Source organism: Sporosarcina newyorkensis, from assembly GCF_900167515.1.
Lineage (GTDB): Bacteria > Bacillota > Bacilli > Bacillales_A > Planococcaceae > Sporosarcina > Sporosarcina newyorkensis.
Window position 1 is genome coordinate 239,682 of the sequence record NZ_FUYJ01000003.1, and the last position, 24,636, is coordinate 264,317.

Sequence of the window (24,636 nt, forward strand, 5' to 3'; positions counted from 1 at the left end):
TTGTTATGCTTTTATATAATCTTAATCTATATATTGTACTTAATTGTTTGCGGAATACACTTCATTTTACCAACCGATATCCTCAACTTATACTTCCAATCTAAAGGAAAATTTTAATTGCGCTCAAAGAAGCTGGTGCTCTTGACGAAATTGAAAAAAACTCGTTACCAAAGTCAATAATTTATCGCTCCTCGCAAAATACTACTATCTATAAGATGAACAATACCCACCTCTGTAGATTTCATTCTTTCCTTAGATATGCTTAAATAATTATACAGTTACAAAAGGATGGACACTTTCACACAAAGAGGCGATATCAAATGATAAAATTACGCGGCCATCATATTTTTTGTTTATTGGGCTATCGCGGGATGGGCTACTCGGAAGAATACGCGGAAAATATGACGAAGATCCAGATCACCTTACGTACCCAGCCCGACACATTGATCCAAATTATCAAAGGTCCCGACGATTTATGTGCTAAGTTTCCTGAAGGACAGCCCTATCATTGCGAGGACAAAGGAATTTACGTGAGAGATTCAGAAATCTTAAAACGGCTCAGACTGACATTCAGTGATGTGCTGCCTTGGCGGGAAGTGGAGCGGCGTATTCGTGTGGAGATTCTGCCGTCCGATATCGCTACTATTTGCGAAACATGCTCTTGGCGTTCATTTGGGTATTGTGAGGAAGGTGTCGAGCGGGTTATCGAGTCAAAAGGATTAAAGAAAGTCGATAAAATGTGAGGTTAGACTCCACTCCTACTTCTCTGTATGATGGACATATTACATCTTAAGGAGAAGCCAATGACACGTGAAGAGAAGAAGAAAGCCAACCAACAACGTATGATAGATGCAGCAGTTCACTTATTTAGCAAAAAGCCCTTTACAGATGTCAGTATGCGAGACATAGCCAAGTACGCGGAAGTTTCGCCTGCACTGATTTATAAATATTTTGATGACCAACAACATCTTTACATGGAAGCGATAAAAGTGGAAGGGCAGAAATTAATCGGGAAGCTAACGCCTTTCCATCAGCTCTCTGAACTAGTAGAACAGTATATCTGCTATATGTTTAAGGACGAGGTATTGTTCCAAATGATGGTGTACTTTATGTTAGAAGCGAACGAAAGAAGACCTACGATTCCGATTCACAACGAAATCGCGGGATTAATGAAGCTTTTCGAGTCAGCACTTAAGCCCCTCTTTCCAGTCGATACCAGACGAGAAGCCCAGTTGCTTTTTTCCACATTGAATGGACTGCTTATTACCTACAAGAATTATTCAACACTTACAACCGAACAAGCGTTGCACCGTATAAATTCTCTGTCCAAACTATATATAAGCCATTTGCAGACAACTAACTAAACTATTAAAATCGCTAGGCGCAAGAGCCGCTCAAAAAGTTTTTTCATCCGACTTTTCGAGTGGCTCTTGTTTTTTTATAAGGAAAGCCTTTGTGCAAATAAGCGAGGAAAAGCTTTAAGTGAAAGATACCTCTGACTTTAGTGCAATCCCTCGGCCTTCATTTTTCCTATTTCACTTATTAAATAGAGACCATTTCTTTTAATCTTTGCTTCAGGATCTTCCCGACCGCATTGCGTGGCAATTGATCTACAAACACTACCTCTTTCACAGCTTTGTAGGATGCTAACTTTTCCTTACTAAATTCTATTATATCTTCCACTGATACCTCTACGTCTTTAGCTTTCACGATGAAGGCTTTTAGTACTTCGCCCCATTGTTCATTCACCATGCCTACGACCGCCACGTCCGCGACGGCTGGATGCTGGGCTAATGTTTGCTCAAGTTCTGATGAGTAAATATTTTCACCGCCGCTGATAATCAAATCTTTCAGTCGGTCCACGACATAGAGAAACCCTTGTTCATCAATATAGCCAATATCTCCTGTGTGGAATTCCCCGTCAATCACTGTACTCATATACGCTTCTTCATTTTTATAGTATCCGACAAATACTTGTGGTCCGCCGATAATAATTTCTCCTATTTCACCGTTCGGCAATGTCTCTTTGGAGTCTGTATCCGCAATTCGCAGCGTCCCATGCATAACCGGTTTACCCATGGAATCATATTTATCAGGATGTTGCGTTTCCTTCCAGAATGTTACAGCACCGGCATATTCCGTAATTCCATAGACTTGCTGAACCGGAATCCCCATCTCCCTAAACTGCAAAATGAGAGGAGCTGGAACAGCCGATGCCCCACAAGTGATGTTACGCAATGAAGAAATATCGGCGGAGACTGCTGGATACGTTTTCAGAAGAAATGTCAACATGGCGGGCACAGTCATCATCGTTGTGATCCGTTCTGATTCAATTAGTTTCCAAGCTGCTGTCGGATTGAAATCTTCCATCAGAATCATGGCAGCACCTGTATGGACATTCGTGATTAACGGTGCCAAGCCTCCGATATGGAAAAATGGAGCTACCATCAGGAACTTATCACTCTCCCGCCAATCAATCGTATGGGACAAGCCTATGGACGTGGCTAAGAGATTATTATGCGACAATAATGCTCCTTTTGGTTTACCTGTTGTCCCGGATGTATACATGATAAGGATTGGATCATTTCCGGTTGTTTCATATATAGGCTCTCTCGTCTTTTGTCCCCAAACGGAAGAAAAGGATGGTGATGTGCTACTGGAAATATAATGGGATGCCGGGATCATTTTCTTCAGATCTTCAATGGTTGTCTGGAACACTTCATCGTAGACAATTAATTTTGCTTCACTATGCGAAAGAATATATTGCAACTCCTCTTTCCCTAGGCGCCAATTCACCATGACTGAAATGACTCCGATCTTTGCGGCACCAAAAAACGCGGCAATTGCCTGTTCATTATTTTTACATAGTATGGCCATGGTGTCGCCTTTGCTCAAACCTATTTCCTGCAGATACTCGGAAAACGAATTCGCCCGCTTATTCATCTCTTCAAAAGTAATCTTGGTATCGCCATGTATAAAGCCGACCTTCTCCCCCATCATTATTGCTCTACTGCGCAATACGCTTCCAATATTCATCTCCATCTCCCGAACACCCCTCTATAAGTTATTCAGTATTTCCTCTCTTAAAATCGGTTGCTCTTCAAAAGGTTTCGTCACAGCTTGTTGAAATGACAAAAACAGTTCCTCCCATAACGATTCCCAATTCATCGCAGCCATCTTATTGAATGGGGTCGGAGCTTCCATAATATTAATCCCCATGATCGCCTCGATGCGCGAAGTATATTGTGTCACATCTATTAGAGATAGATGCGGAAACATGGTTTCTAAAACCGTCTCAATCGGTACGGTTTTACGCAGCTGGAAAAGATCCCGATAAATTTGTGTCAGCAATACATTTCGCGGTCCTTCCCATAGTTCATTGACAAGACTATCCCGAAACAATCTCGGTATGGCTGAAAAATCTTCTATTGCACCATGCCCGCCGAAAAGGGATATTGCCAACCGTAAATGATCGACAGCTTCTTTGGCAGCATATATTTTCTGCAGTAAAATCAATTCCCGCAAAGCAAACTGCTGCAGCTCATCGTAGTCATCTTGCTCCAAAAACATCTTATACAGATGAAACGCTGTAGCCGTCATTCGCTTTGCTGCCCCTTCGAGTTCTTCCAGTTGTGCAGCTGCCATCGGAAAACCATCAATCGTCCGGTCGAACACATGGCGGAAGCGCGCATAAAGCTTCGCCTCTCTAGCTGCACGCATGACAAATGCTGCACTGGCAAAGCCGATGTCCAAGCGAGAACGCGTCAGAACGATGCCGACCGCTAAAGCAACCCCACGGTCTTCAGGTCCAATTCGGTATGCTACCGCCCCTTCGTAATCAATTTCTCCGGAAGGAAGCTCACTTGTGCCCAATTTCCATTTTAATCGATTAATGCGGTAGCCATTCCGTAGTTCTTTCTCTTTGTCTCCTGGCAAATAGGAGGGCACAACAAATACGGCAATATTCTCCGTACCTTCTATTTTTGCCGTTACTACCGAATAATCAGCATGCACAGCGGAACAGAAAAATTTATTGCCATACAATAGATAATGCGTATCCATCGGTACCGCCTCTAGTAGATTGGCAGGAATGTTCGAACCTCCTTGGATCTCCGACATGAATTGCGCGCCAATAGCGAAGTTCCCATCGATCCCTTCTTTTGCATGTGTGTGAATCTCTTTGACCTCATTTGGAACTTCTTCATAAAATGCTTCAATCAATTCAATCAGACCATCCGTACATGCTACAGGACATGTAATTCCTGCTTCACCATTCCCATGTAGGAGATAGCGTTTCATAATTCCTTCGTAAGTAAGTTGTTTCATTGAAAATAGCCCTTCACCAAATACTTCTTCTGTGAGTTTAAGCGCTTCCGCCGGACGAACAATGCGATCAATTCGGCGATTGTATGCATCATATTGACGCAACTTCGGATGATTTTCGGGTCTGGCAATTTCATTGACCGTCGCTCGCCACGAAGTGGAAAGTTTGTTTGCGAATGGTTGAAGTCTGCGATGCATCTCCCCCCAATCTTCTTTAGACAAATTCGACAACACCTCCACTAAAAAAGGATTGTCCAAATCATCCAATGTATCCTTTACAGCCAAGAACGAGTCAAATGTATATTGGGGATTCTTCTTTACGCAAAACATAGTAATACCTCCTATTACAGAATATTCTACCATCTAAATTTCGAAAGTAAACAGCGTTTACCCATGTTTTTAGAATAATAGTTTTTAATGAAGATACGAAAAAGTTATCTAACCAACTACTTGTGCCGGAAGGTTTCCGGAGAGGTTGGCACCGATTTCTCCAAAGTAAATAACTTAATTGTTTTCGCTAAAAATTTAGACTATTGTATGTTGCGATGAGTATAGGAGATTTCATAGATTTGTCGAAAGATACTAAATTACGATTACGACCTACTCTATACGAAATGAGGGATGAAAATGAAAAAAAGAATCTGGGGATTGCTCGGAGTATTATTCGCCTCGCTTCTAATTCTCGAATCTATTTCTGCAGAAGCGGCTGTTACACCTGATAAACGTTATATCGGGTTGCATGACAGGATATTACCAATTGATGACGTATCTGTTATCGGCAACAATACCCGTGTCCCTTTAGGTGAAATCGCAAAGTTCCTTTATCTGCCTTTGGAAATTGAAGACGGCGTCATGCATGTACGTAAAAGAGGCGTCGACTATACGTATGACTATGCAACTAAGGAAACGAGGAAAGACGGCATTCTCCAGACCAGTTCACCGATTGTTGAGCTGAATGGAAAATTGTATATTACGGTCACATACATCGCGGACGAACTGGGCTTCAAAACACATTACTTCCCTAAATTTAAGACACTGCGGATTTATCGCGATGATTACAAACATATGCCGCATGTAAATTTCGAATCCGTCATCAAGATGCACATGCAAGCAAAGCCGGAAGCCAGTGGCAAAGCGAATGTCTATCTCACATTTGACGATGGACCGAATCGATTCACATCTGCCAATACCGCCATCTTGAAAAAGTATAACGTCAAAGGAACCTTTTTCTTCATTGGAAATCAAATGAAGGATCAACGAAAAATTGTCAAAGAGACAGCAGCAGCCGGTCATTATATCGGCTCACACAGTATGACGCATGACGCCAATAAGGTCTATCAGACTACAAAAAGTTTCATGGATGAGATGAATAAAGGGCTTAGGCTGATTGAGCAAATCACTGGAAACGATACCAAGTTGGTGCGTGTTCCTTATGGCAGCAAGCCGTATGTGACTGCAGCTATGCGAAATGAGCTCATCCGCTACGATTATAAACTATGGGACTGGAACGTTGATTCGGAGGATTGGAAATATACGAACCAACAGGCGGGACGCATCGTGAAAAACATTCAAACAAGCGTGAAGAAAGCCTATGCAACAGGTAATCGGAACATCGTGATTCTCATGCATGACCGCAGCCAAACCACAAAAGTCCTTCCCGAGATCATTGAATGGCTTCAAGCGCAAGGTTATGTCTTGAAGCCATATGATCCTGCACATCATACGGTGAACAACTTTTATGCCGATAAACGTTTGTGATAAACGCTAAGTCCTTATGTATATATGTATTACCAGGCCCCCAAACTTTACAGATTTGGGGGCCTGGTAGTTTATTCAAGAAGAGGCTTTATCATGACATGGAAGCTTAGCAGAAATTGCTGCAATCACAATAACGATTACTATAAACTTCCAATATTCTGTCGGTAGAATTTGCAGCTGCTTCCATAATATTCTGCTGAACAATAACATATAGCCCCTGATTATTACATTTCAGTAATCGGATTAAACTTCATTTTATAGATTCCTTTATCTTTCTTTGCATTTAACAGCCCTTTTGAGATAAGTGAAATCCCTTCGTGTCCTCCACCAATTTATTCCCAAAACTCTCCAAACTTGGTTTAACCGCCTATTCTTTTGGTAATAATTAAGTATAAACACCATAAAGGCGGCGACTCTTATATGACTATAAAGAAAGTAACCAACTGGACGAATCGTTCGAAGTTCGCTAGTAAGAACTTATGGGCAGGCATATTGTTTGGGCTCGGCTTTGTAGCTTTCTTGGACGAGACTCTTTTTCATCAGTTGCTGCATTGGCATAAGTTTTATGATAAATCGACGATCGCAGTCGGTTTGGTTTCAGATGGATTGTTTCACGCGTTCAGCTGGTTTGCAACAGTCGGCGGCTTATATTTGGTCGCCGATTTACGGAGGCGAGATGCATTATGGCATAAAATGTTTTGGGGAGGAAAACTGCTTGGTGGTGGGGCCTTTCAGCTATACGACGGCACGATACAACATAAAGTCATGCGAATTCACCAAATACGCTACAATGTCGATATCGTCCCGTATGACTTGGTTTGGAATATTAGCGCTGTACTCATGATTTTGGCGGGAGTTTGGCTATTAAGGTCGGCAAGACAGGATGAGCGGATGGCAGGAAGTGGGGAACTTCATGTTGCATGATTTTCCGTTCCCTTTTACCGATGTCTTATTTGGCATTCCAGCAGTGTTGGCTATCGTGCTTTATCTTGCAGGAGTTTTCAAGAACAATCGGCACGCATCTCGGCGCCAATGGCCATGGATTCGTACTATGTTCTGGTTTTTTGGTGTTTTACTCTCGGCGAGCGCCGTGATTGGACCAATTGCCGAAGCTTCCCACGGGAACTTCACTGTGCATATGATGGGCCATTTATTCCTTGGAATGCTCGGTCCCCTTCTACTGGCTCTTGCGGCTCCGATGACACTGTTGTTGCGCGTGCTCTCAGTCCATCATGCAAGGCAGCTGTGCCGCTTGCTGAAAAGCCGACTCTCAAAATTTTATACTCACCCTGTTACCGCTACCTTCCTCAACATCGGCGGACTTTGGCTGTTGTATACTACCGACTTGTATATGACTATGCACCACCAACTCTGGCTACATGTTCTCGTTCATATCCATGTATTTGTGGCGGGCTATTTATTCACCATTTCCTTACTGTACATCGACCCGGTTTTCCATCGTTTCAGCTACATTTACCGGACTCTAGTCTTTATTGTTGCTCTTGCAGGACACGGGATCTTGTCCAAATACATTTATGCTTACCCTCCAGAAGGCGTACCTCTTGATCAAGCACGCACAGGGGCCATGCTTATGTATTACGGAGGAGATGCTGTTGATCTCGTCATCATTATTCTTTTATTCAAAAAATGGTTTCAGGCTACACGTCCCCGAACACGAGCAGTTTCGGTCACCGCGTAACAAAGTTTTAGAAAACAGGCACCTGCACCTATGCAGCAGTGTCTGTTTTTTTGCGGATTCACTTATTAACTGTAAACTACTACAGTTTAATAAAGTCTCTTTCGGGGAAGATGTGTAGTCAAAGGGATATCTAGCGGGATGAATTCTTGCTAGTCTCATAACTTTTTGACGCTTGATTGCACTCAAAAAATTAAAAGAGAAGGATGATGAAGAGATGGATCAGAACCATAAGAATAAAGACAGTAAAGACGAACAACTGGAACAATTCCGCCAAACAAATACCGGACCCGATAAGCAAATGACCGAGGAAAGCGGAATGAAAGTTTCAGACGATCAAAAGTCGTTGCGTGCCGGTAAGCGGGGGCCGCTTCTAATGCAAGACTTTCATTTCTATAAAAAACAATCTCATTTCAACCGCGAACGGATTCCCGAAAAAGTTGTGCACGCGCGCGGATTCGGAGTTTACGGAGACTTTGAATTGTATGAATCGATGAAAGACTATACAATGGCGAAGTTCTTGCAAGAACCTGGGAAGAAAACGCCTCTTTTCGTCCGCTTTTCCAATTTCGTAGGGAACCGGGGATCGAAGGACACAGCAGTTGATATCCGGGGTATAGCGATCAAGTTTTATACGGAGGAAGGAAACTATGATCAGCTTTCATTGCAATTCCCTGTCTTCATCCTAAGCGATCCAATGAAATTCATGGATGTATCACACGCGGCAAAACCTGAACCAAAAACACATATTCCACAAGCAACCGTCGGGCATGATAATTTTTGGGATTATGTAGTGAGTAATCCTGAATCTGCGCATATGGTCATGTGGCTGATGTCAATGCGTGGCCGTCCTAGAAGCTGGAGAATGATGGAGGCTTATCCAATCAACACATTCCGTTTCGTCAATGAAAAAGGGATCTCGACGTTCGTTCGGTTTATTTGGAAACCAAAGTTAGGTGTGCATTCCTTGAAACTCGATGAAGCAAACATGATCGGTGGAGTAGACGCAGACTTCCATCGTCGTGATATTATCGAGGCAATTGAAAGCGGGTCCTATCCAGAATACGAACTTGGCGTGCAGCTGATCGCTGAAGAAGATGAATTCAAGTATGATTTCGATATTTTGGATGACACCAAACTTTGGCCCGAGGAAGAAGTTCCACTGAAAATAATCGGAAAGATGACGCTGAACCGTCTCATGGACAATTTCTTTGCGGAAGAAGAACAATCCGCATTTAACCCGTCCAATCTGGTTCCAGGTATCGAGTTCTCGAATGATCCTGTCTTGCAAGGCCGTTCATTCGCCTATCGGGATACTGAACTGTATCGTCAGAACTCTCCAAATTATGAGGAACTGCCGGTGAACCGCCCGATTGCGGATGTCGCCAACAACTTCCGTGACGGCTATCAGAAGCATCCGATCGATACCGACAACGTCCATATGCACAGCAATTCATTGGCTGGAAATACGCCAGCTGAAACACCGCCTGAACAAGGTGGCTATGAAAACTATCCGAAAAAAGTGGAAGGTAATGTGACGCGGGAACATCCAAGCGATTCATTCGAAGATTATTATACACAAGCCAGAATCTTTTGGAACAGCTTGTCCGAGCCTGAGAGATTGGACCTGATCGAGTCGTTCAGTTTCCACTTAGGAAGCGTAAAGAGCAAGGAAGTACGTGAGATGAATGTAGAGATGTGGGCCAATGTCGATACCGAGATGGCGGGTATGATTGCGGATAATATTGGGGTCGAGCGTCCAAAAAACAAACACGTAGATGTAGACAAAAGCTATGCTTCACTTAGTCAGCTGAACTCTCCTCATTCTGCAATGACGCAGAAGGTCGGCGTGCTGATCGGTGAAGGGTTTAACGGAAAAGAGGTTAAAGAGACGCTTGACACCCTTAAAGAAAATGGTGTTATGGTGGAAATCATTGCTGAAAAACTTGGTTCAGTCACTGGTGAAGACGGTACAGTTCTTGAGCCTACTAAAACATTCCTAACCGTTCACCCGTCCCTGTTTGATGCAATCTATATCGCAGGCGGAAAATCCCAAAACCAACTGAAATTCGATCAGATTATTTTCGATTTTGTGCGCATGCAATATATGCACCTGAAGCCAATCGGAGTTTCTAGCGGCAAGGATTCCTATATTGCACAGACCGAACACAACAACGGAATCGGCGTCGTATCAGCAACTGATAACCCAGATTTCGCCAATCAATTTGTCGCAGCCATCGCTCAAAAACGTTTCTGGGATCGAACATAAGTATACGAAAACTTTTGACATGAAGCAGCCGAGCATCACGAAAAACCTTGGAATCGGGAAAGTAATTTCTCGTTTCTAAGGTTTCTTTATTGCGGTTTTCGAAGTAGTTCTTAGCTCCATGAAGACTTGCAGCCTAAATTAACCCAAGAAATCGGTGCACAAACCATCCGCGACTTGCCAATCACAGCACCAACGCCATCTAATGCACAGACTTGAAAATACGGACAAACACCATCTAATTTCACAGTTGTCTCAAATCCGTTTCGTTCCTTAAAAGCTACAACCGCCATTGCATAGGGGTTCCAACCAGCCAGCACCTTCCAGGCCTCCACTTCTGTAGCACCATTCCACGACATATAAATAATCGCAATTTGTTTCCCATACACCCCCACCCTCATATCAGGTGGTTCAAGCGGCAGTCCAACCCATTCATTTTTAAATGCTCTGTACGTAAAATTATCGCCTGGAAAATGCATATCGTAAATCATATGCAAAGCCGGATTCCCCTCCGTATTGCCGGCATATTTGAATTCAGAAACATAAGGTCCCTGTCCCCAGCCGATCAACTGGTTGCCGTTGGGCAGTTGTTGCATATTCCCCTGGTGGGATGCATGAATAGGAGGATCATGAAAATAGGTCCGGTCCACCTTTGCTGTCATGTGCTGCTCATCAAGCTGTAAAATCAAGCCACGCGACGCACCAGCAGGCGGTGAGTCCGGTGTGGCACAGCACGCATTATCAAAGAGGCTGATTCGGTTCTTCTTTCGGTATCTTGCATGATGCTGCCACGAGAACTCTGCGCCCTGCTCGAAGGTAAAATCACTCTGTTTTCCGCCAAGCTGCCAGATAATCTCTCCTGTTACCTTATCGATATGATAAATAGCAGACATATTCCGCATACTGATCAGCAGTGTATGATCCGGCCCTTCCTCCACCGAATTCACATGGAAACAATCCCAAATTCCCTTGCTTTCTGCTGCAGCAGTAACAGGAACCATCGAATTTGCCGGGTCGACATGCGCAAGCACATCCCATTCATACAGCAGCTCACCTGTAGACAAATCAACTTCCTGTATTGCAAAATTATCAATATAGCCTTTCGCCGGTCCTCCATAAACAGTCAAATCGGCAGGTACTTGCTTCACTGCGGTAAACAAGGCTGTATTTCGTTCGGTAATGGTAAACTCATGCACATCCGCAGTGTATCCATTTTGCGCCTCTACTGTCTCTATCAACTGGTAATGCTGATTGAAGATCTGGAAGACCGCGCCAGGCAGCGGGTCGCCGATAGGAAGACGAGGATTGGCAGATTCCGTACCAGAAATCGTTCCATGCCATGTCGTTAGGACTGGTAGCCCATGATAGACTTGCATCCTGAAATTCCTATTCTGTTTTTCGGGAGTATCCGATTTGAACCAGACCGGGTTACCTGCTTCATCCAGGATCAATGCACCCGTCTGCCCCACCATATTTTCTCCATACATCGTATACGGGGCCACGAATAGGTAGCCCTGTTCTGTCCCTGGCTCATGCACATTCACGGTTACCTTCATCGTCTGCAAATGTGGCGCTGAGACGAAATGCCATACTTGCGAATCCGTTATGTGCTTGTCGTCCTCAAAAAAGTGCTTTGATTCGAATTGATTCCTTCGCATTGTCATCTACATCACCTGATTAGTTTAATAGGAGCTTGCTAATGTATATGCAATGCATGTAACCATTAGTCGGTCAGGTTGCAAGGATAATTAAATACTTTTCCACTTATATCAATGTCACTGTCCCACGCAATGATGCTTCAATCGTCCGATTCTTTATCACATATTCCTTCAACGCGTCTACCGCATGAATTTCCAAATTCATGCGATCCTTTCCGTAAGAATGCGGCACACCTTGCATCGTGATAAAAGCTACATTGTACAGCCGATCCATTGCGACAGGTTCATTGCCAACAAATAAACTTTGCATTCGCTGACCGCTTGGGTTTTCCAATTTAGCGTAAAGATTCAGACCGAGGACTCTCTTTACATAGCCGCCCATTTGATGGTACGGATTTCTCGAAAACGTCACTTCAAGACTTTTCTCCATCAACTCCCATATCTCTTTTCCCTTCAATGTAATGGTTGATATGGGCGGATTTACAGGAATGATGTTCCATATATCATTCATCGTCAGTTCGCCTGGCGGAATAGGAGCGCCATATCTCCAGCCGTTTGAAAATGCCACTTCAGCTTTCGTATAGTCAAGCAATCCTTTCAGCAGGAAATTGTCCATTGTGCTTTCCAAAATGGCATGACGGTGCAATCCAGTTTCTGTCGCGCCGATTACTTCATCTAACTGATTGCGATACGGCCTCATTACTTCATCCACTATTTTTTTCATGGCTTTATCTTCCGGTATTTGTTCATCCATCAAGACCAGTTGATGATCGTGCTCTACAATTTGTTTGTTCTTTACTACGAGATCCAGCCGTCCTACAAATGAGCCGTGACATCCCGATTGAATAATAATCGTATCATTGACGGTGACCGGTTCATACAGCCGATTATGTGTATGCGCGCTCAGCAACACTTGGATACCGTCCACTTCTTCTGCCAATTGAATATCTTGGGGCAATCCCAAATGCGAAAGCACAACAATCAAATCCACATTCTGTTCCTTTTTCAACTTCTGGATATAGTCAGGCAGTTCCTCGTTCCCCAGCGTAAAATAAACACCTTCACTAAAATTTGGCGGCATCACTTTATCGACAATCGTTGCCGCAATTCCAATCACGCCTATTTTCAGGTCATTTACTTCTTTCACTAGAAAAGGAGGGAATGCCAATCTGTTTGTCTTTTTGTCATAGCAATTAATGGCGAGCATTGGATATCCCAACGAAGCAACCAACTCCTGTAAGTAATCAGGACCATACGCAAAATCCCAATGTCCTGTCATCGCATCTATGCCCATCTCCCGCAAAATCGGCAATAGAATCTGCCCTTTCGTATCCACTACAGGATGCGTCCCATGAAACGTATCGCCACCATCGAACAGCAATACCGAACCATTGCGTTCCTTATGAACTTGACGAATATAGCCTGCCATTCGAGCATACCCACCGACTTGTGTATAGACCGATTCATTCCCTTCATAAAAATGTTCCCAATGCTCTTCCAAATACCCATGTACGTCATTGATTTGTAATAAGGTCAAATTTTTCTTATCCTGCATACTGATAGACCTCCTAAACAGGTTCTGTCCTTTTACTTTTCCCGGTTAGGAGGGGGGTTACACCTATTCTCACATTCATGGTCTCAAACAAAAAAAGACGCCTACATAGAAAGTAAACACCTCATTCGGTTTGATTAATTTACTCATCTAATGTTTTAACTGAACCTTTATCATTCAGCTGAATGTATTTTCAACTTTTAAATCGCTGCTTACTGGAGTAGAATGTGCAGGTTTGACTGCTGCTTCATCCGCTTTCTTAAAGAGCCCGAACGGCTTACCCACCGGTAGAAACTCTCTTTCGATATGTTCATTCAAGACCGCAGCGGCAGCTTCATAAAATAATAATAATGAAATGCTCAGTTCCGAATAAGCGGCTTATTGTTGTGGGAATGCACCCAAAACTCCATAACTGTCGAGAGCCAGCCCGATAAATAGAAAGTTGATGCAGAAAAATATGAAGAATATGACCTTATGCGTTTCCATCGCTCCAATCGTCATGAATAGCATAAAAATCAGATAACCGACGAACGCAAAACCCAATTGTTTGGGGTCTACACCTGCAGCCAGCGTTTCCCCGAATATACCTCTTTCAATCATCCACGAGGAGGCGACGGCCAGCCAAAACAATCTGTATGCGCCAAAAGCGGTCGCACCAAATGTGTTATTCAGTTTCGAGTCGTTAATGCAGGCAATTATTTGCGCAAATCCACCTAAAAATATTGCCCCAAGGGATAACAAACGAAACATCTGTAGTGAGTCATAATTTTTGCGAAGAAGCTACGAGCGTGACCATCGCCAATCCAAATAGCCCGATTGCGGATGGATCTGCCGTAAAGACATTCACTTGTTCTGTTTTATACATACTCATGACACCCTGATTAAATAAACAAACCCTGGATATAAAATCACTTATTACTGTTTGTTCAACCAGTTATCAGTATACTTTTCCGATAATTATATGGATTACACAATATATAGGAACTGCAGAATGAGATTAATTCCATAGCAATTCTAAACTCGATGAGAATTTCGCTTAAATCAACCGATCCCTTCTAACCACTTTCGATCTGCCATTTAGAAGTTTGGGAAAGTCTTTTTATCTGCTATACTAGCCTCAATCAAACAACCGAATAAAAGTGTAGAAAGGAAGATTCACTCATGCCACAACGAATTATTGAACGATTGGAACAGCTAGGATACAGTCAATCAGAAAACCCGATTCAGCAAATAAGCTGTGTCCAACGATTATTCGCCCAGCTGTTTGAATTCGAAAATTTGGATGTCCTATTGAAGAATGAAGAGCCAATCACGGAGCAATTTTTATTGGATAAGATGGTGAATGCAGAACGCGGAGGTCTTTGCTACGAACTAAACGGCTTACTGCATATCGTCTTGCGTAAATTGAGTTTTAACGTATCTCTCGCATCCGCCACAGTATGGACAGGACAAGAATGGGGCTTGGACCGCACACATACGATCAATTTATTCGAATATAAAGAGAACCTATACCTGATTGACAGCGGGTCGGGAAATAATTTGGCGTTGGCGCCGCTCGCGTTAGATGGCAGAACAATCACTTCCCCGTCAGGAAGCTATCGCCTACGTTCGCAGAAAACGGAGAAAGGGTCCATGTTATGCGAACGATGGTCTGAAGAAGGCTGGACAAAGCATTGCGCTTTTGAACCGGACATCGTCGGCTGGGAGGATCTGAATCGGGTTAAAGAATTGATTCATACTCATCCCGATTCCCCATTCAATAAGACAATGCTGGTCGCTAAGACAGTGGAAGATGGCACTTTCTCAATCAATAAAGAACGCTTTTCGCGCAAGTGGATGGACGGACGCACAAAGACGATCCGTTTTGATCGGCGGTCTGATTTACTGGAACAGGTGAAGCTCCATGCAGCGCCTGGAGTGTATGATGCGGCAGTGGAACTATCGTGAAATCGGGAAACACTCCAAAATCTCGCTGTAACGAACCAAAGTGACATTGCACCGCACCAAAGTATCGATCAACCGATCTAAAGTCCATCCGGACCGCACATTCTTCCTTTGCCCCAGCCAAGTCCATAAACAAAAAACTTCCACAATTGCCTATTCAGCTTGTGGAAGTTTTTCATCTAATTTACACATTGAAAACACATAGCCATCTTTCTCAACAGTCTCCCCCATCTTCAATGGAATCCGCTCCTTGAAAATAGGCCCATCGACAACAACGGTATGGAATTCTCCCGATTCGCCGCAGCTATCGATGCCGAGTGCTTCGAGTTCATCCATTAATTCAATCGTGAAGCGTCTGCCAAGGAATTCGGCTGGCATCAGCTTCGTATTGACGACTACGATATACGCCTCGAATCCTTCACGAATGAATTCCTCTAACAGTTTGCGCCGAGGTTCTTCCCACAACGGATGAACCGCATCAATGCCAGCTTTTGCACACATCGATTGCACCCAGGATAGATGATCTTCTAAATCAATGTCGCCAAACACAGCCTGCGGGATGCCATGTGCCTTACAAACCCGCATAGCATCGAGAAATTGTGTCTCATAGCCCGCCCAATCTGCTTTTCGGATCATCAGGGGTACTCCGAGCTGCTTGGCTTGCGCTTGAATGATTTCTAACGGTAATGCATGGGATTTGGATTGGTTTTGTTCTTTATCGAACATTGTCCAGGACATTGCTGGAATATTTCCTGCTTTTACGGCTCGATGAACGGCAAGCGCAGAGTCCTTGCCGCCACTCCAAGATGCAACGAACTTCACGCCGGTCATTGGCCGTCCGCCCACGCAATACGTGCGTCCACTGTTCGTGCCATGCGGATCATATACGATCGGAATCCGAGCTTCGGCCAGAAATATGATGCCAGATGGTTTGCCGTATACCAATCCGTCATAATGTATTCATAGCCTGCTTTCTTCATTTGAGTGAAGCTGTGATTGGCGATCGACTTGCCGATGCCTTGTCCGCGCAGCTCGATGTTCGTAGCGGCCTGGACAAGTACCGCCGCCTGACTCGGTGTGGTCATCGCATGCCGTGCATCTGCTGGAGTATATAAATGAAAAGCAACCGGAACTCCATCCTGTTCCGCAACCCAGCTACGTGTCCCTTCTTTTCCTTCATACGCTTCGAAAGTCTCGCGCTCCTGATCAAGTGCTTCCTGCGTTATCGGCTGCCATGCCGGCGCTTTTGCCTGATGCATGCTATTCCAAGATGCCATCGTACGCAGGGTGGATTGTTCGTCTCCCACCAATTCCTTCATCGCTACCAAGCTGTTTTCTCCCGGCTGAGCGCGGTATCGTTCCAATGACAGGGCAGCAAAACGTTGTTCGAAATGAAATGATTGCTCCAGCATCTCAAGAATTAATTCGTCATTGCCGACCGGGACATCCAGTACGTGTTCAAAATAGCCATTACGTACCCACTCCGCCCCTGCTTCCGTATACAGCAAGCGTGCCAGTCGTGGATGCTCATCTTCATGAATGACAAATGAAGGATAGCCGACGTAAATTGTACGTCCGCGCATGGCATCCTGCCGATATTCGAATAACAAATAGCCGATCACATTGTCATCACGCAACGTCACAATCCCACCCATATATGGCTTACTCATTTCTTCGCGCAATCGTTTCTCCGCCTCATTTACATCTTCAAAACGTTCATGCAAAAATGAGAACCGCTGACGTTCGTCTCGATGTCTAGCGGCGAGTAATGACGCCATCTGCGATATGTACTGCTCTTCAAACTCTACAAAACGAATCAACTGAATCCCCTCCTGCCTAATTTGACTAAATTATACCATACCCTTTTTACTTTCATATGAAACGAATGGACCGGTTTGGAGGTGCGGCTATGGTATGATGGAAGCGATTAAAGAGGTTCGTGAAATCCCTCTCTAAAAAACTACTAACGGAGTGAATACATATGAAACAAGAAAAAGCAGTCGTCGTCTTCAGCGGCGGCCAAGACAGTACCACTTGCCTATTTTGGGCATTGAAACAATTCAAAGAAGTGACGACTGTGACATTTGATTATGGCCAGCGCCATCATGCAGAAATCGAATGCGCCCGCAACATTGCGGAAGAGCTTGGTGTTTCATTCAAAGTATTGGACATGACTTTGATCAATCAATTGTCCGCGAATGCGCTGACGCGGGACACTATCAAGATTACAGAAGAAGTCGGTGAATTGCCGTCCACTTTCGTTCCCGGACGTAATCACCTATTTTTCTCTTTCGCAGCGGTCTACGCTCAAGCAATCGGGGCGCGCCATCTTGTCACAGGCGTCAGTGAGACGGATTTCAGCGGCTATCCGGATTGCCGCGATACGTTCGTCAAGTCATTGAACGTAACGTTGAACTTAGCAATGGATGCAAAGTTCGTCATGCATACACCGTTGATGTGGCTCGATAAAGCAAGTGTCTGGGAATTATCCGATCAACTCGGCGCATTCGACTTCATTCAGCAGCGCACGCTTACTTGCTATAACGGTATCCCTGCTGCGGGTTGCGGAACTTGTCCCGCATGCAAACTGCGGAGTCAGGGATTGGAGGAGTATTTAGAGCGACGTGAGGCTTGATAGCTGGAATTTATTAAGCATACAAAATAAAAACTTTCTGAAACTAGTAAATAGAGGAAGGATCACAACGATCCCTCCTCTATTTCTCAATGATAGCCGCAATCCAACCTCGTATTTCATCCATCGACGCTGTAAGGGTGATTCCCAGTTTGGATTCTGTACCCATGTAGGAGTTAATATATCCTGTATCCATGAAGACAGAGAGTTCATATAAGCCTTTTTCATACTCACATGCTTCATAAGAAAACGAGACTCCAGGAGAGAACGTGCCAAGAGTTCCTGAGTTCTCTCCGCCAATTTTATTGATTTGCTCAAGCAGCGTTTCAATATCCTCATTTAACCAAACAAAGTTGTGTGCGTAATCCAAAAAGCCATAAGAGAACGTCAATTTAAATTCAACTTCAAAAAGCGTTCCTTCCGATTCTCCGATTTTAAACACTTCATGTGTCACGGCTGTTTCACTAAATTCAAAATAGCGATCTTTCAGTATGTATTTCATAATAAAATTCCCTTTCTACCGCGACTGTGGTTTTCCCCCAAAAAAGACTGCAGACAAACTTCATAATTTCTGAAGTTCATCTGCAGCACAAAATCCTTATCCGAATAAAGGAAGTCGTTATTACGCTGGCATCGGTGTGTCTGTAGGCTTCGCATAGTCTCCGTTTCCGTATTCAGCATCAATTGCGTCACGGATTTCTTTCATTGATTTACCGTCCTGTTGCATTTGAACAGATTTCACTGCGATTTCAAGACAGACTAGGCAGCGTGTGCCATGGTCGTCCCAAACAACTGATCCGTCTTCTCGTACTTCGTCAAGGAAACAATTCATATTGCTTTTGTGACCAGCACTATCGCCGCAACCGCAGTAGCATGGCATATACTCTAGAACATCGGTCGCCTTACCAGCGACTTGATAGACCATGCGCATATCTTCCGGCTTGTCGTCCAAGAAGGATGGCAGTACATCCGCTGAGGCAGTGATTTCCTGTAAGTCGCCGTTAGCGAGTTGTTCTACATGCCCGACTTCAGCTCTCGCATCTTGAGGATCCGATTCTGCCGGCTTTTCCGTCGCACCGTTTCCGCAAGCAGCGAGTGCCAATGTCAATGCAGCCAATCCTGCGAGTAGTTTCTTCATGTAAAGTTCGAACTCCTTTGTACAGACGTGATGCCTTCAGTATACAAGGTTTGTACTATCAACAGGAGTACAATTTCGTGACAATTATTGATTGCCCGTCATTTTGCTCGGATCTACATATTCGTCAAATTGTTCTTCAGTCAATAGACCTGTGGAAAGTGCAGCTTCTTTCAGCGTCGTACCTTCTTTATGAGCTTTCTTCGCAATTTTTGCCGCATTTTCATAGCCAATGTACGGGTTCAACGCCGTAACGAGCATCAATGAATTCTTCACTTTGTTATCGATTTCTTCGCGATTCGGTTCGATACCGACTGCACAATTATCATTGAAGCTGATCATTCCGTCTGCCAATAACTTTGCAGATTGGAGGAAGTTATAGATGATGACTGGTTTAAAAACGTTTAATTCAAAGTTCCCTTGGCTAGCCGCAAAGCCGATTGTCGCGTCGTTCCCCATCACTTGTGCGACGACCATCGTCAATGCCTCACTTTGCGTCGGGTTCACTTTACCTGGCATGATTGAGCTGCCTGGTTCGTTCTCCGGAATCGTGATTTCGCCGATGCCTGAACGCGGACCGCTTGCTAACCAACGAACGTCATTCGCTACTTTCATTAAGTCAGCAGCCAGAGCTTTCAATGCACCATGTGTGTAGACGACTTCATCATAGCTTGTCAGTGCGTGGAATTTATTTTCAGCCGACGTGAAATCAATACCGACAGATTTTGAAATTTCCTCTGCTACTTTTTCACCGAATCCAGCTGGCGCATTAAGTCCTGTACCAACTGCCGTACCGCCGATCGCAAGTTCCTTCATTGACTGCACGCTCGTTTCTAGCATGCTGTGTGTTTTCTCAAGCATCCGGTGCCATCCGCTGATTTCCTGTCCAAGTGTAAGCGGCGTCGCATCTTGCAGGTGCGTCCGGCCAATTTTGATGATGTCCTTGAAGTCTTCAGATTTCTTTTCGAATGTCTCTTTTAATTTATCGATTGCTGGAAGTACTTCACGCTCCACTGCGATAACGCCCGCCACATGTAGTGCCGTCGGGAATGTATCGTTGGAACTTTGTGATTTATTGACGTCGTCATTCGGGTGCAGGCGGTCTTCTTCTCCCCACTCCTCGAGCAGTTGATTGCCACGGTTGGCCAATACTTCATTCATATTCATATTGGATTGTGTGCCGCTTCCTGTTTGCCAAACGACTAACGGGAAGTGGTCGTCCCATTTTCCTTCGATGACTTCTTCCGCTGCTGTTTTGATGGCTTTCATTTTCGCTTCGGATAAATTGCCGAATGAATGGCTTGCGATAGCTGTTGATTTCTTCAGATGGGCAAATGCTTGGATGACGCCCAGCGGGATCCGTTCGCCGCCGATTTTGAAGTTTTGCTTACTGCGCTGTGTTTGCGCACCCCATAATTTCTCCGCAGGTACTTTAATTTCACCAAATGTGTCATGTTCAATACGATATTCCATCTTTCCATCCGCCTCTCGAAAAATAGTAATCAGACTCTCTCTCTATCATGCCTTATTTTTTCGGAAATTTGAATTAAAAAGGGTTGAGCGGGTGTATCTTGTCCTGGCACCGTTGATTGGGACTCCAGACGGCACGCTTTCCGGGGGGCGTGGCTTAAGCCGCTTCCTTCACTTCGTTCAGTCCAGGGTCTTAAGCGCACGCTGATCCCCCAGGAGTCGGCCGTCTTCCGCCCCAATCAACTAGTGACGCTTCCGAAAACTTAAAAAACCGTTCATTAACTATATAGCCAGATCGCGAAAAGCTTTCTTCACTACTGTCATAAATACGAGCAACGCACTGCTGCTGCAGGCTAAAATGACGATGCCCATTGGCCAAGCAGAGAAGTCTCCAGCCAGACCAACTAATGGGGAGACGATAGCTCCGCCGATGAAGGGCACGAGTCCGAGGAATGCGGCCGCGCTGCCTGCTGATTTCCCTTGGCTTTGCATGGCGAGTGAAAATGCAGACGTTGAGACCATTCCAACGCTTGAGACGACGATGAACAGGGCAGTTCCCATCATGAAGAGTGGCCATTCATTCCAGACAACCAACAACAAAAGGACGCTGCCTGAAAATGAGATCAATACCCCCGTCATTAGGAACTTCACTTCATGGATACGGCCTGCCAAACGCCCTGTCACTTGGGCTGCGATGATGATGCCGATGCCGTTCAAAGCAAAAAACAAAGAAAATTGCTGTGCGGATACGCCGTAGATGTTCTGTAGCACGAATGGCGATCCGGCGATATACGCAAACATGCTCGACATAACAAAGCCTTGTGTTAGCGCAATTCCCATAAACCACTTATCTTTTAATAAACCGCCGAATGTCTTGACGACGGCTAACATCCCGCCTTCAGAGCGCTGTTCGACCGGCAAAGTATCCGGCAGGAAAAGCGATGTGGCTAAAAACATCAGCAGTCCAATCCCGCCTAGGATGAAAAACACGACTTGCCATGATGCAAAGCTCAACACGGCGCCGCCCGCTATTGGAGCCATGATCGGAGCAACTCCATTGACGATGGACAAGAGTGCCATAAACTTCGTCAATTCCTTACCTGTGTATAAATCTCGCGCACATGCACGAGCTATAACAATCCCTGCTGCTCCCGTCATCCCTTGAATGAAACGCAGCAAGACAAATGTCCAGATGTTCGTGCTGAATGCACACAAGATCGAAGCTGCTGCATAGATGATCAATGTGACGACAAGCGGCTTTCGTCTTCCATAAATATCACTCATTGGTCCGAATACGAGCTGACCTGCTCCTAAGCCTATCAAACACGCAGTCAAACTTAATTGAGCAAGTGATGTGGAAGCTTGCAAATCTTCTGCCACGATCGGCAGTCCGGGTAAATACATGTCCATCGACAACGGGCCGAATGCTGTCAATGAGCCGAGCAGCAACACGAGCCAAAACGTCGGCAACGGTATTCTTTTCTGTAATTGTTTGTTCATTATACAAAACCCTTTTCTTCATTAGAATTCTCTAAGTATAGCATGCAGAACAATTGCTGATCTGTCAAAGTCAATAACCACACGTATTTCATTTTGGAACACAACAAGCCGAATTCAGTAAAAAAAGAGCAACTCAATAATTGAGATGCCCTTTCCGTATTGCACAACTTTAGTAGTGTCCCGCCTTCATTGCATAAACTGCTTATATCGTATTCCGAATAGCAAAGACATATCACAAATTCAGCATGAGCAGTAAACATCAAATTTTGAAAATGGTAAACAGCCGGAAGCACAATTGATGCATTACTTTTGTAAATACTTACATAGAAACTGACTATTCAAGCGGTATTGTGAACCAAAAAGTATGATAGTGGTTCTTTATGGAATTTAATCCAACCCGACCATTATGATGCTCGATGATCTCTTTAGAAATCGCCAGACCAAGTCCTGTTCCACCTGTCCTATGACTTCGCGGTGCGTCACCTTGATAAAACCTTTCAAACACTTTAGTTCTTTCTGCCTCTGTGATCTCTTGACCTTCACTGCTGATTGAAACCCGATAACCTTCTTCCGTAGATTCACCATGTATTATGATGGGCTCTTTCCCTTCATAATAGCGAATGGCGTTATCGATGATGTTGCTGAGAACTTGTGGGATGCCACCGTTGTATACATTTACCATTCCAACATCGGCTTCAACTATTACGGGGATACCTTTTTCCTCTAACGTCCAATGAAACATTTCAATGGATTGTTCTATCAGCAATCGCATATCTACCCGTTCTTTTTCTGTGAACGTTTGTTTCGCAACGTAATCCCATTCCTTTAATTGCTCCAGCTGCTCCACCATCGTAGTTAGACGTTTCGATTCACCGCTAAGTGCATCGAATAATTCTCTATCTCCTACAATCACACCATTACGTAAAGCAATAAGATAGCTCGTTAAATTCGACAAAGGGGTTCGGAATTCATGGGAAAGATCCGTTACAAGCTTCTGGCGAGATTGCTGATTGTTTTTCAATTGTTGCACCAATTCATTAAAATGGATGATCAATTCCCCTATTTCTCCTCTGGATTTTGTTTGGATCATATCGGGATAACGTCCTTTTTTCATGTCTTTAGTCGATTCAATCAGTTCTTCTAATGGACGGATCAACTTCCATGTTAAATAAAAATGAATGAGGCTTCCCATTAAAATGGTGGATATGCTGAATATCCATAAATATTGTAACAGGGTGGCATTAAAATGATTTTGCCGTTGTTCATCCATCGTTCCCATCCCATCCACCAGCACACAGGCTGTATTATAAATAGCGAAACTGCTCAGGATGATGAAAAGCGAGATTGCGAAGACATTCAAAAAAGTCAGCCGCCAGAGGAGCTGTTTCGGCAGAAATGTCCTGACTAACTTAATCATGCGCAAATTTATATCCCATTCCCCGTACCGTTAGAATGCGTTTAGGGGAAGAAGGAACCTCTTCGATTTTTTCTCTTAGTTTCTTTACATGAGCATCGATGGTCCGATCCAACACAACCTTATCGCCATACGGATACAATTGGTGAAGGAGGTCCTCCCGTGTCAAAACGATATTCGGATTTTCCATGAAATGAAATAATAAATTAAATTCGTGTTTCGTCAAATTTATTTTTTGATCGAAAAGCAGCACTTCTCCCTTTCTAGGTTTGATGCATAGCCCATCGTAAGCAATCTTTTGGCAGAACTGACCGGTTCTTCGCAAGACCGCCTCCACATGTGCAAGGAGTTCATCCGGATCAAACGGTTTTGTCATATAATCATCGGCACCCATTCGCAATCCGTTAATTTTATCATTCGTATGGACTTTCGCAGAGAGCATAATAATAGAAACTTCATTTAACCCTTGGTCTTTCACCCACTTACAGTATTCTTCCCCACTGCATTTTGGCAGCATCAGATCTAGTACAATCAAACAAGGATGATGCATTAGGAAAAGTTCTTTCGCTTCTTCGCCATCGACCGCCGCAATTACATCGTATCCGTCTTTTTTCAAATAGATGCAAATTAATTCACGGATTAGCTGATCATCTTCAACTACCAATATTGTCTGCTTCACCTGATCACCTCCTCGTTATTGTACAATCGTTAAGTCCTTATTTCATCTTCTCCACTTCTTGTACCATCAAATCATAATTTATTGCCCCAAGTGCAACGAATTGGATTCGGCCAGCCGAATCAATCATGTACGTTGTAGGATACGCATAGACGCTATATAGATTGCTCACTTCTGAGCTTCTGTCCATTAAGACAGGAAATGTCAGCCCATATTCCTCCACAAATGGAGCGACCACTTCTTCATTGTTTTCTGTAGATGTTAGATTGACTGCCAATATTTCAACATCCAAGTTACTTTTCGTATACAACTTTTGCATATCAGGCATCTCAGCTCTGCAGGGCGGACACCAAGTCGCCCAAAAATTCAATAAAACCCGCTGTCCTTTATAATCTGATAATTGGACTGTCTTCCCTTCCAATGTCTTCAATTCAAAGTCAGGTGCCAATTGGCCACGCTGAATTCCGATTTCATTGGAATCTACTGGACTAGAAACCTCTGCCTGAAGCGGTCGGCCCTTTGCTGTTTCCTTTTTTGAAAAGGAAAAGTCATAAACGGCCCAACCGACCAAGACCATTACAACAGCTAGTAACACCATGCTCTTCTTCACTC

At 44.1% G+C, this 24,636-nt stretch carries 21 protein-coding genes and 1 pseudogene; 8 read left to right on the forward strand and 14 right to left on the reverse strand.

Annotated features, from left to right (window positions below):
• The first annotated feature begins 320 nt into the window (after positions 1-320).
• Positions 321-743 carry a DUF1284 domain-containing protein gene (locus B5D59_RS07795; RefSeq protein ID WP_078817534.1) on the forward strand — a complete coding sequence of 141 codons (423 nt, stop codon included), beginning with the start codon at positions 321-323 and terminating at the stop codon, positions 741-743.
• 60 nt (positions 744-803) lie between these two features.
• The gene (locus tag B5D59_RS07800; protein ID WP_050804646.1) at positions 804-1,364 is read left to right on the forward strand and encodes a TetR/AcrR family transcriptional regulator; all 561 of its coding nucleotides are present in this window, start codon (positions 804-806) and stop codon (positions 1,362-1,364) included.
• Between the two features lie 178 nt (positions 1,365-1,542).
• On the opposite strand, the gene B5D59_RS07805 is transcribed toward B5D59_RS07800, so the two are convergent.
• Both B5D59_RS07805 and B5D59_RS07810 read right to left on the reverse strand, forming a co-directional pair.
• On the reverse strand, positions 1,543-3,042 hold the full coding sequence (locus B5D59_RS07805; RefSeq protein WP_009766424.1) for a class I adenylate-forming enzyme family protein: 1,500 nt from the start codon (positions 3,040-3,042) through the stop codon (positions 1,543-1,545).
• 15 nt (positions 3,043-3,057) lie between these two features.
• On the reverse strand, positions 3,058-4,653 hold the full coding sequence (locus B5D59_RS07810) for an acyl-CoA dehydrogenase family protein (RefSeq protein ID WP_078817535.1): 1,596 nt from the start codon (positions 4,651-4,653) through the stop codon (positions 3,058-3,060).
• Between the two features lie 297 nt (positions 4,654-4,950).
• Between B5D59_RS07810 and B5D59_RS07815 the strand changes: the two genes are divergently transcribed.
• The 4 genes from B5D59_RS07815 (at position 4,951) to B5D59_RS07830 (ending at position 10,046) form a co-directional block, all read left to right on the forward strand.
• Entirely contained in the window at positions 4,951-6,081 is a 1,131-nt protein-coding gene (locus B5D59_RS07815; protein WP_176132527.1) for a polysaccharide deacetylase family protein, read from the forward strand.
• Between the two features lie 420 nt (positions 6,082-6,501).
• Positions 6,502-7,005, forward strand: coding sequence for a DUF2243 domain-containing protein (locus tag B5D59_RS07820; RefSeq protein WP_009766428.1), 504 nt, complete (start codon positions 6,502-6,504; stop codon positions 7,003-7,005).
• Entirely contained in the window at positions 6,965-7,780 is an 816-nt protein-coding gene (locus B5D59_RS07825) for a cytochrome c oxidase assembly protein (protein ID WP_342536768.1), read from the forward strand. Before B5D59_RS07820 ends, B5D59_RS07825 begins: the two co-directional genes overlap by 41 nt.
• A gap of 214 nt (positions 7,781-7,994) precedes the next feature.
• Positions 7,995-10,046, forward strand: coding sequence for a catalase (locus B5D59_RS07830; RefSeq protein WP_176132528.1), 2,052 nt, complete (start codon positions 7,995-7,997; stop codon positions 10,044-10,046).
• 110 nt (positions 10,047-10,156) lie between these two features.
• Here the strand turns inward: B5D59_RS07830 and B5D59_RS07835 are convergent, their stop codons facing one another.
• The 3 genes and pseudogenes from B5D59_RS07835 to B5D59_RS07845 all read right to left on the reverse strand — a co-directional run bounded on the left by B5D59_RS07835 (position 10,157) and on the right by B5D59_RS07845 (position 14,124).
• Positions 10,157-11,707 carry an arylsulfotransferase family protein gene (locus tag B5D59_RS07835; RefSeq protein ID WP_245799481.1) on the reverse strand — a complete coding sequence of 517 codons (1,551 nt, stop codon included), beginning with the start codon at positions 11,705-11,707 and terminating at the stop codon, positions 10,157-10,159.
• A gap of 100 nt (positions 11,708-11,807) precedes the next feature.
• On the reverse strand, positions 11,808-13,256 hold the full coding sequence (locus B5D59_RS07840; protein ID WP_078817539.1) for a bifunctional metallophosphatase/5'-nucleotidase: 1,449 nt from the start codon (positions 13,254-13,256) through the stop codon (positions 11,808-11,810).
• A gap of 174 nt (positions 13,257-13,430) precedes the next feature.
• A pseudogene (locus B5D59_RS07845) lies at positions 13,431-14,124 on the reverse strand (acetate uptake transporter).
• A 290-nt stretch (positions 14,125-14,414) separates the two neighbouring features.
• Here B5D59_RS07845 and B5D59_RS07850 point away from each other — a divergent pair.
• Complete coding sequence (locus B5D59_RS07850; protein WP_078817540.1) at positions 14,415-15,200, forward strand: arylamine N-acetyltransferase family protein; 786 nt, start codon at positions 14,415-14,417, stop codon at positions 15,198-15,200.
• 150 nt (positions 15,201-15,350) lie between these two features.
• On the opposite strand, the gene B5D59_RS07855 is transcribed toward B5D59_RS07850, so the two are convergent.
• Both B5D59_RS07855 and B5D59_RS07860 read right to left on the reverse strand, forming a co-directional pair.
• Entirely contained in the window at positions 15,351-16,028 is a 678-nt protein-coding gene (locus tag B5D59_RS07855; protein ID WP_078817541.1) for a Dph6-related ATP pyrophosphatase, read from the reverse strand.
• Positions 16,025-17,017, reverse strand: a complete 993-nt coding sequence (locus B5D59_RS07860) for a GNAT family N-acetyltransferase (RefSeq protein ID WP_245799482.1) — start codon at positions 17,015-17,017, stop codon at positions 16,025-16,027. The genes B5D59_RS07855 and B5D59_RS07860 overlap by 4 nt, the downstream gene beginning before the upstream one ends.
• Before the next feature lie 161 nt (positions 17,018-17,178).
• Here B5D59_RS07860 and queC point away from each other — a divergent pair, with 161 nt between their 5' ends.
• A complete protein-coding gene (queC, locus tag B5D59_RS07865) occupies positions 17,179-17,832 on the forward strand; it encodes a 7-cyano-7-deazaguanine synthase QueC (RefSeq protein WP_009766438.1) in 654 nt (217 codons plus the stop codon).
• 79 nt (positions 17,833-17,911) lie between these two features.
• Here the strand turns inward: queC and B5D59_RS07870 are convergent, their stop codons facing one another.
• The 7 genes from B5D59_RS07870 to B5D59_RS07900 form a co-directional block, all read right to left on the reverse strand.
• Positions 17,912-18,331 (reverse strand): hypothetical protein, encoded by a 420-nt coding sequence (locus B5D59_RS07870; protein WP_078817542.1) that lies wholly within the window; start codon positions 18,329-18,331, stop codon positions 17,912-17,914.
• Positions 18,332-18,451: 120 nt separating this feature from the next.
• A complete protein-coding gene (locus B5D59_RS07875) occupies positions 18,452-18,967 on the reverse strand; it encodes a PCYCGC motif-containing (lipo)protein (protein ID WP_078817543.1) in 516 nt (171 codons plus the stop codon).
• Between the two features lie 84 nt (positions 18,968-19,051).
• Positions 19,052-20,437, reverse strand: coding sequence for a class II fumarate hydratase (gene fumC / locus B5D59_RS07880; RefSeq protein ID WP_078817544.1), 1,386 nt, complete (start codon positions 20,435-20,437; stop codon positions 19,052-19,054).
• Positions 20,438-20,716: 279 nt separating this feature from the next.
• Positions 20,717-21,934, reverse strand: a complete 1,218-nt coding sequence (locus B5D59_RS07885; protein ID WP_009766442.1) for a multidrug effflux MFS transporter — start codon at positions 21,932-21,934, stop codon at positions 20,717-20,719.
• 334 nt (positions 21,935-22,268) lie between these two features.
• Positions 22,269-23,351: a sensor histidine kinase gene (locus B5D59_RS07890; RefSeq protein WP_078817545.1), complete on the reverse strand. Its 1,083-nt coding sequence runs from the start codon at positions 23,349-23,351 to the stop codon at positions 22,269-22,271.
• Complete coding sequence (locus B5D59_RS07895) at positions 23,344-24,027, reverse strand: response regulator transcription factor (RefSeq protein WP_078817546.1); 684 nt, start codon at positions 24,025-24,027, stop codon at positions 23,344-23,346. The genes B5D59_RS07890 and B5D59_RS07895 overlap by 8 nt, the downstream gene beginning before the upstream one ends.
• A 37-nt stretch (positions 24,028-24,064) precedes the next feature.
• A complete protein-coding gene (locus tag B5D59_RS07900) occupies positions 24,065-24,634 on the reverse strand; it encodes a peroxiredoxin family protein (RefSeq protein ID WP_078817547.1) in 570 nt (189 codons plus the stop codon).
• Positions 24,635-24,636: the final 2 nt, after the last annotated feature.

Coding starts and splice junctions, on each gene's coding strand:
- B5D59_RS07870 (WP_078817542.1), bottom strand. CDS start 18,331: ATGAAATACATACTGAAAGATCGCTATTTTGAATTTAGTGAAACAGCC.
- B5D59_RS07875 (WP_078817543.1), bottom strand. CDS start 18,967: ATGAAGAAACTACTCGCAGGATTGGCTGCATTGACATTGGCACTCGCT.
- B5D59_RS07830 (WP_176132528.1), top strand. CDS start 7,995: ATGGATCAGAACCATAAGAATAAAGACAGTAAAGACGAACAACTGGAA.
- B5D59_RS07835 (WP_245799481.1), bottom strand. CDS start 11,707: ATGACAATGCGAAGGAATCAATTCGAATCAAAGCACTTTTTTGAGGAC.
- B5D59_RS07840 (WP_078817539.1), bottom strand. CDS start 13,256: ATGCAGGATAAGAAAAATTTGACCTTATTACAAATCAATGACGTACAT.
- B5D59_RS07885 (WP_009766442.1), bottom strand. CDS start 21,934: ATGAACAAACAATTACAGAAAAGAATACCGTTGCCGACGTTTTGGCTC.
- B5D59_RS07820 (WP_009766428.1), top strand. CDS start 6,502: ATGACTATAAAGAAAGTAACCAACTGGACGAATCGTTCGAAGTTCGCT.
- B5D59_RS07890 (WP_078817545.1), bottom strand. CDS start 23,351: ATGATTAAGTTAGTCAGGACATTTCTGCCGAAACAGCTCCTCTGGCGG.
- B5D59_RS07805 (WP_009766424.1), bottom strand. CDS start 3,042: ATGGAGATGAATATTGGAAGCGTATTGCGCAGTAGAGCAATAATGATG.
- B5D59_RS07815 (WP_176132527.1), top strand. CDS start 4,951: ATGAAAAAAAGAATCTGGGGATTGCTCGGAGTATTATTCGCCTCGCTT.
- B5D59_RS07850 (WP_078817540.1), top strand. CDS start 14,415: ATGCCACAACGAATTATTGAACGATTGGAACAGCTAGGATACAGTCAA.
- B5D59_RS07810 (WP_078817535.1), bottom strand. CDS start 4,653: ATGTTTTGCGTAAAGAAGAATCCCCAATATACATTTGACTCGTTCTTG.
- B5D59_RS07825 (WP_342536768.1), top strand. CDS start 6,965: ATGAGCGGATGGCAGGAAGTGGGGAACTTCATGTTGCATGATTTTCCG.
- fumC (WP_078817544.1), bottom strand. CDS start 20,437: ATGGAATATCGTATTGAACATGACACATTTGGTGAAATTAAAGTACCT.
- queC (WP_009766438.1), top strand. CDS start 17,179: ATGAAACAAGAAAAAGCAGTCGTCGTCTTCAGCGGCGGCCAAGACAGT.
- B5D59_RS07855 (WP_078817541.1), bottom strand. CDS start 16,028: ATGACCGGCGTGAAGTTCGTTGCATCTTGGAGTGGCGGCAAGGACTCT.
- B5D59_RS07795 (WP_078817534.1), top strand. CDS start 321: ATGATAAAATTACGCGGCCATCATATTTTTTGTTTATTGGGCTATCGC.
- B5D59_RS07800 (WP_050804646.1), top strand. CDS start 804: ATGACACGTGAAGAGAAGAAGAAAGCCAACCAACAACGTATGATAGAT.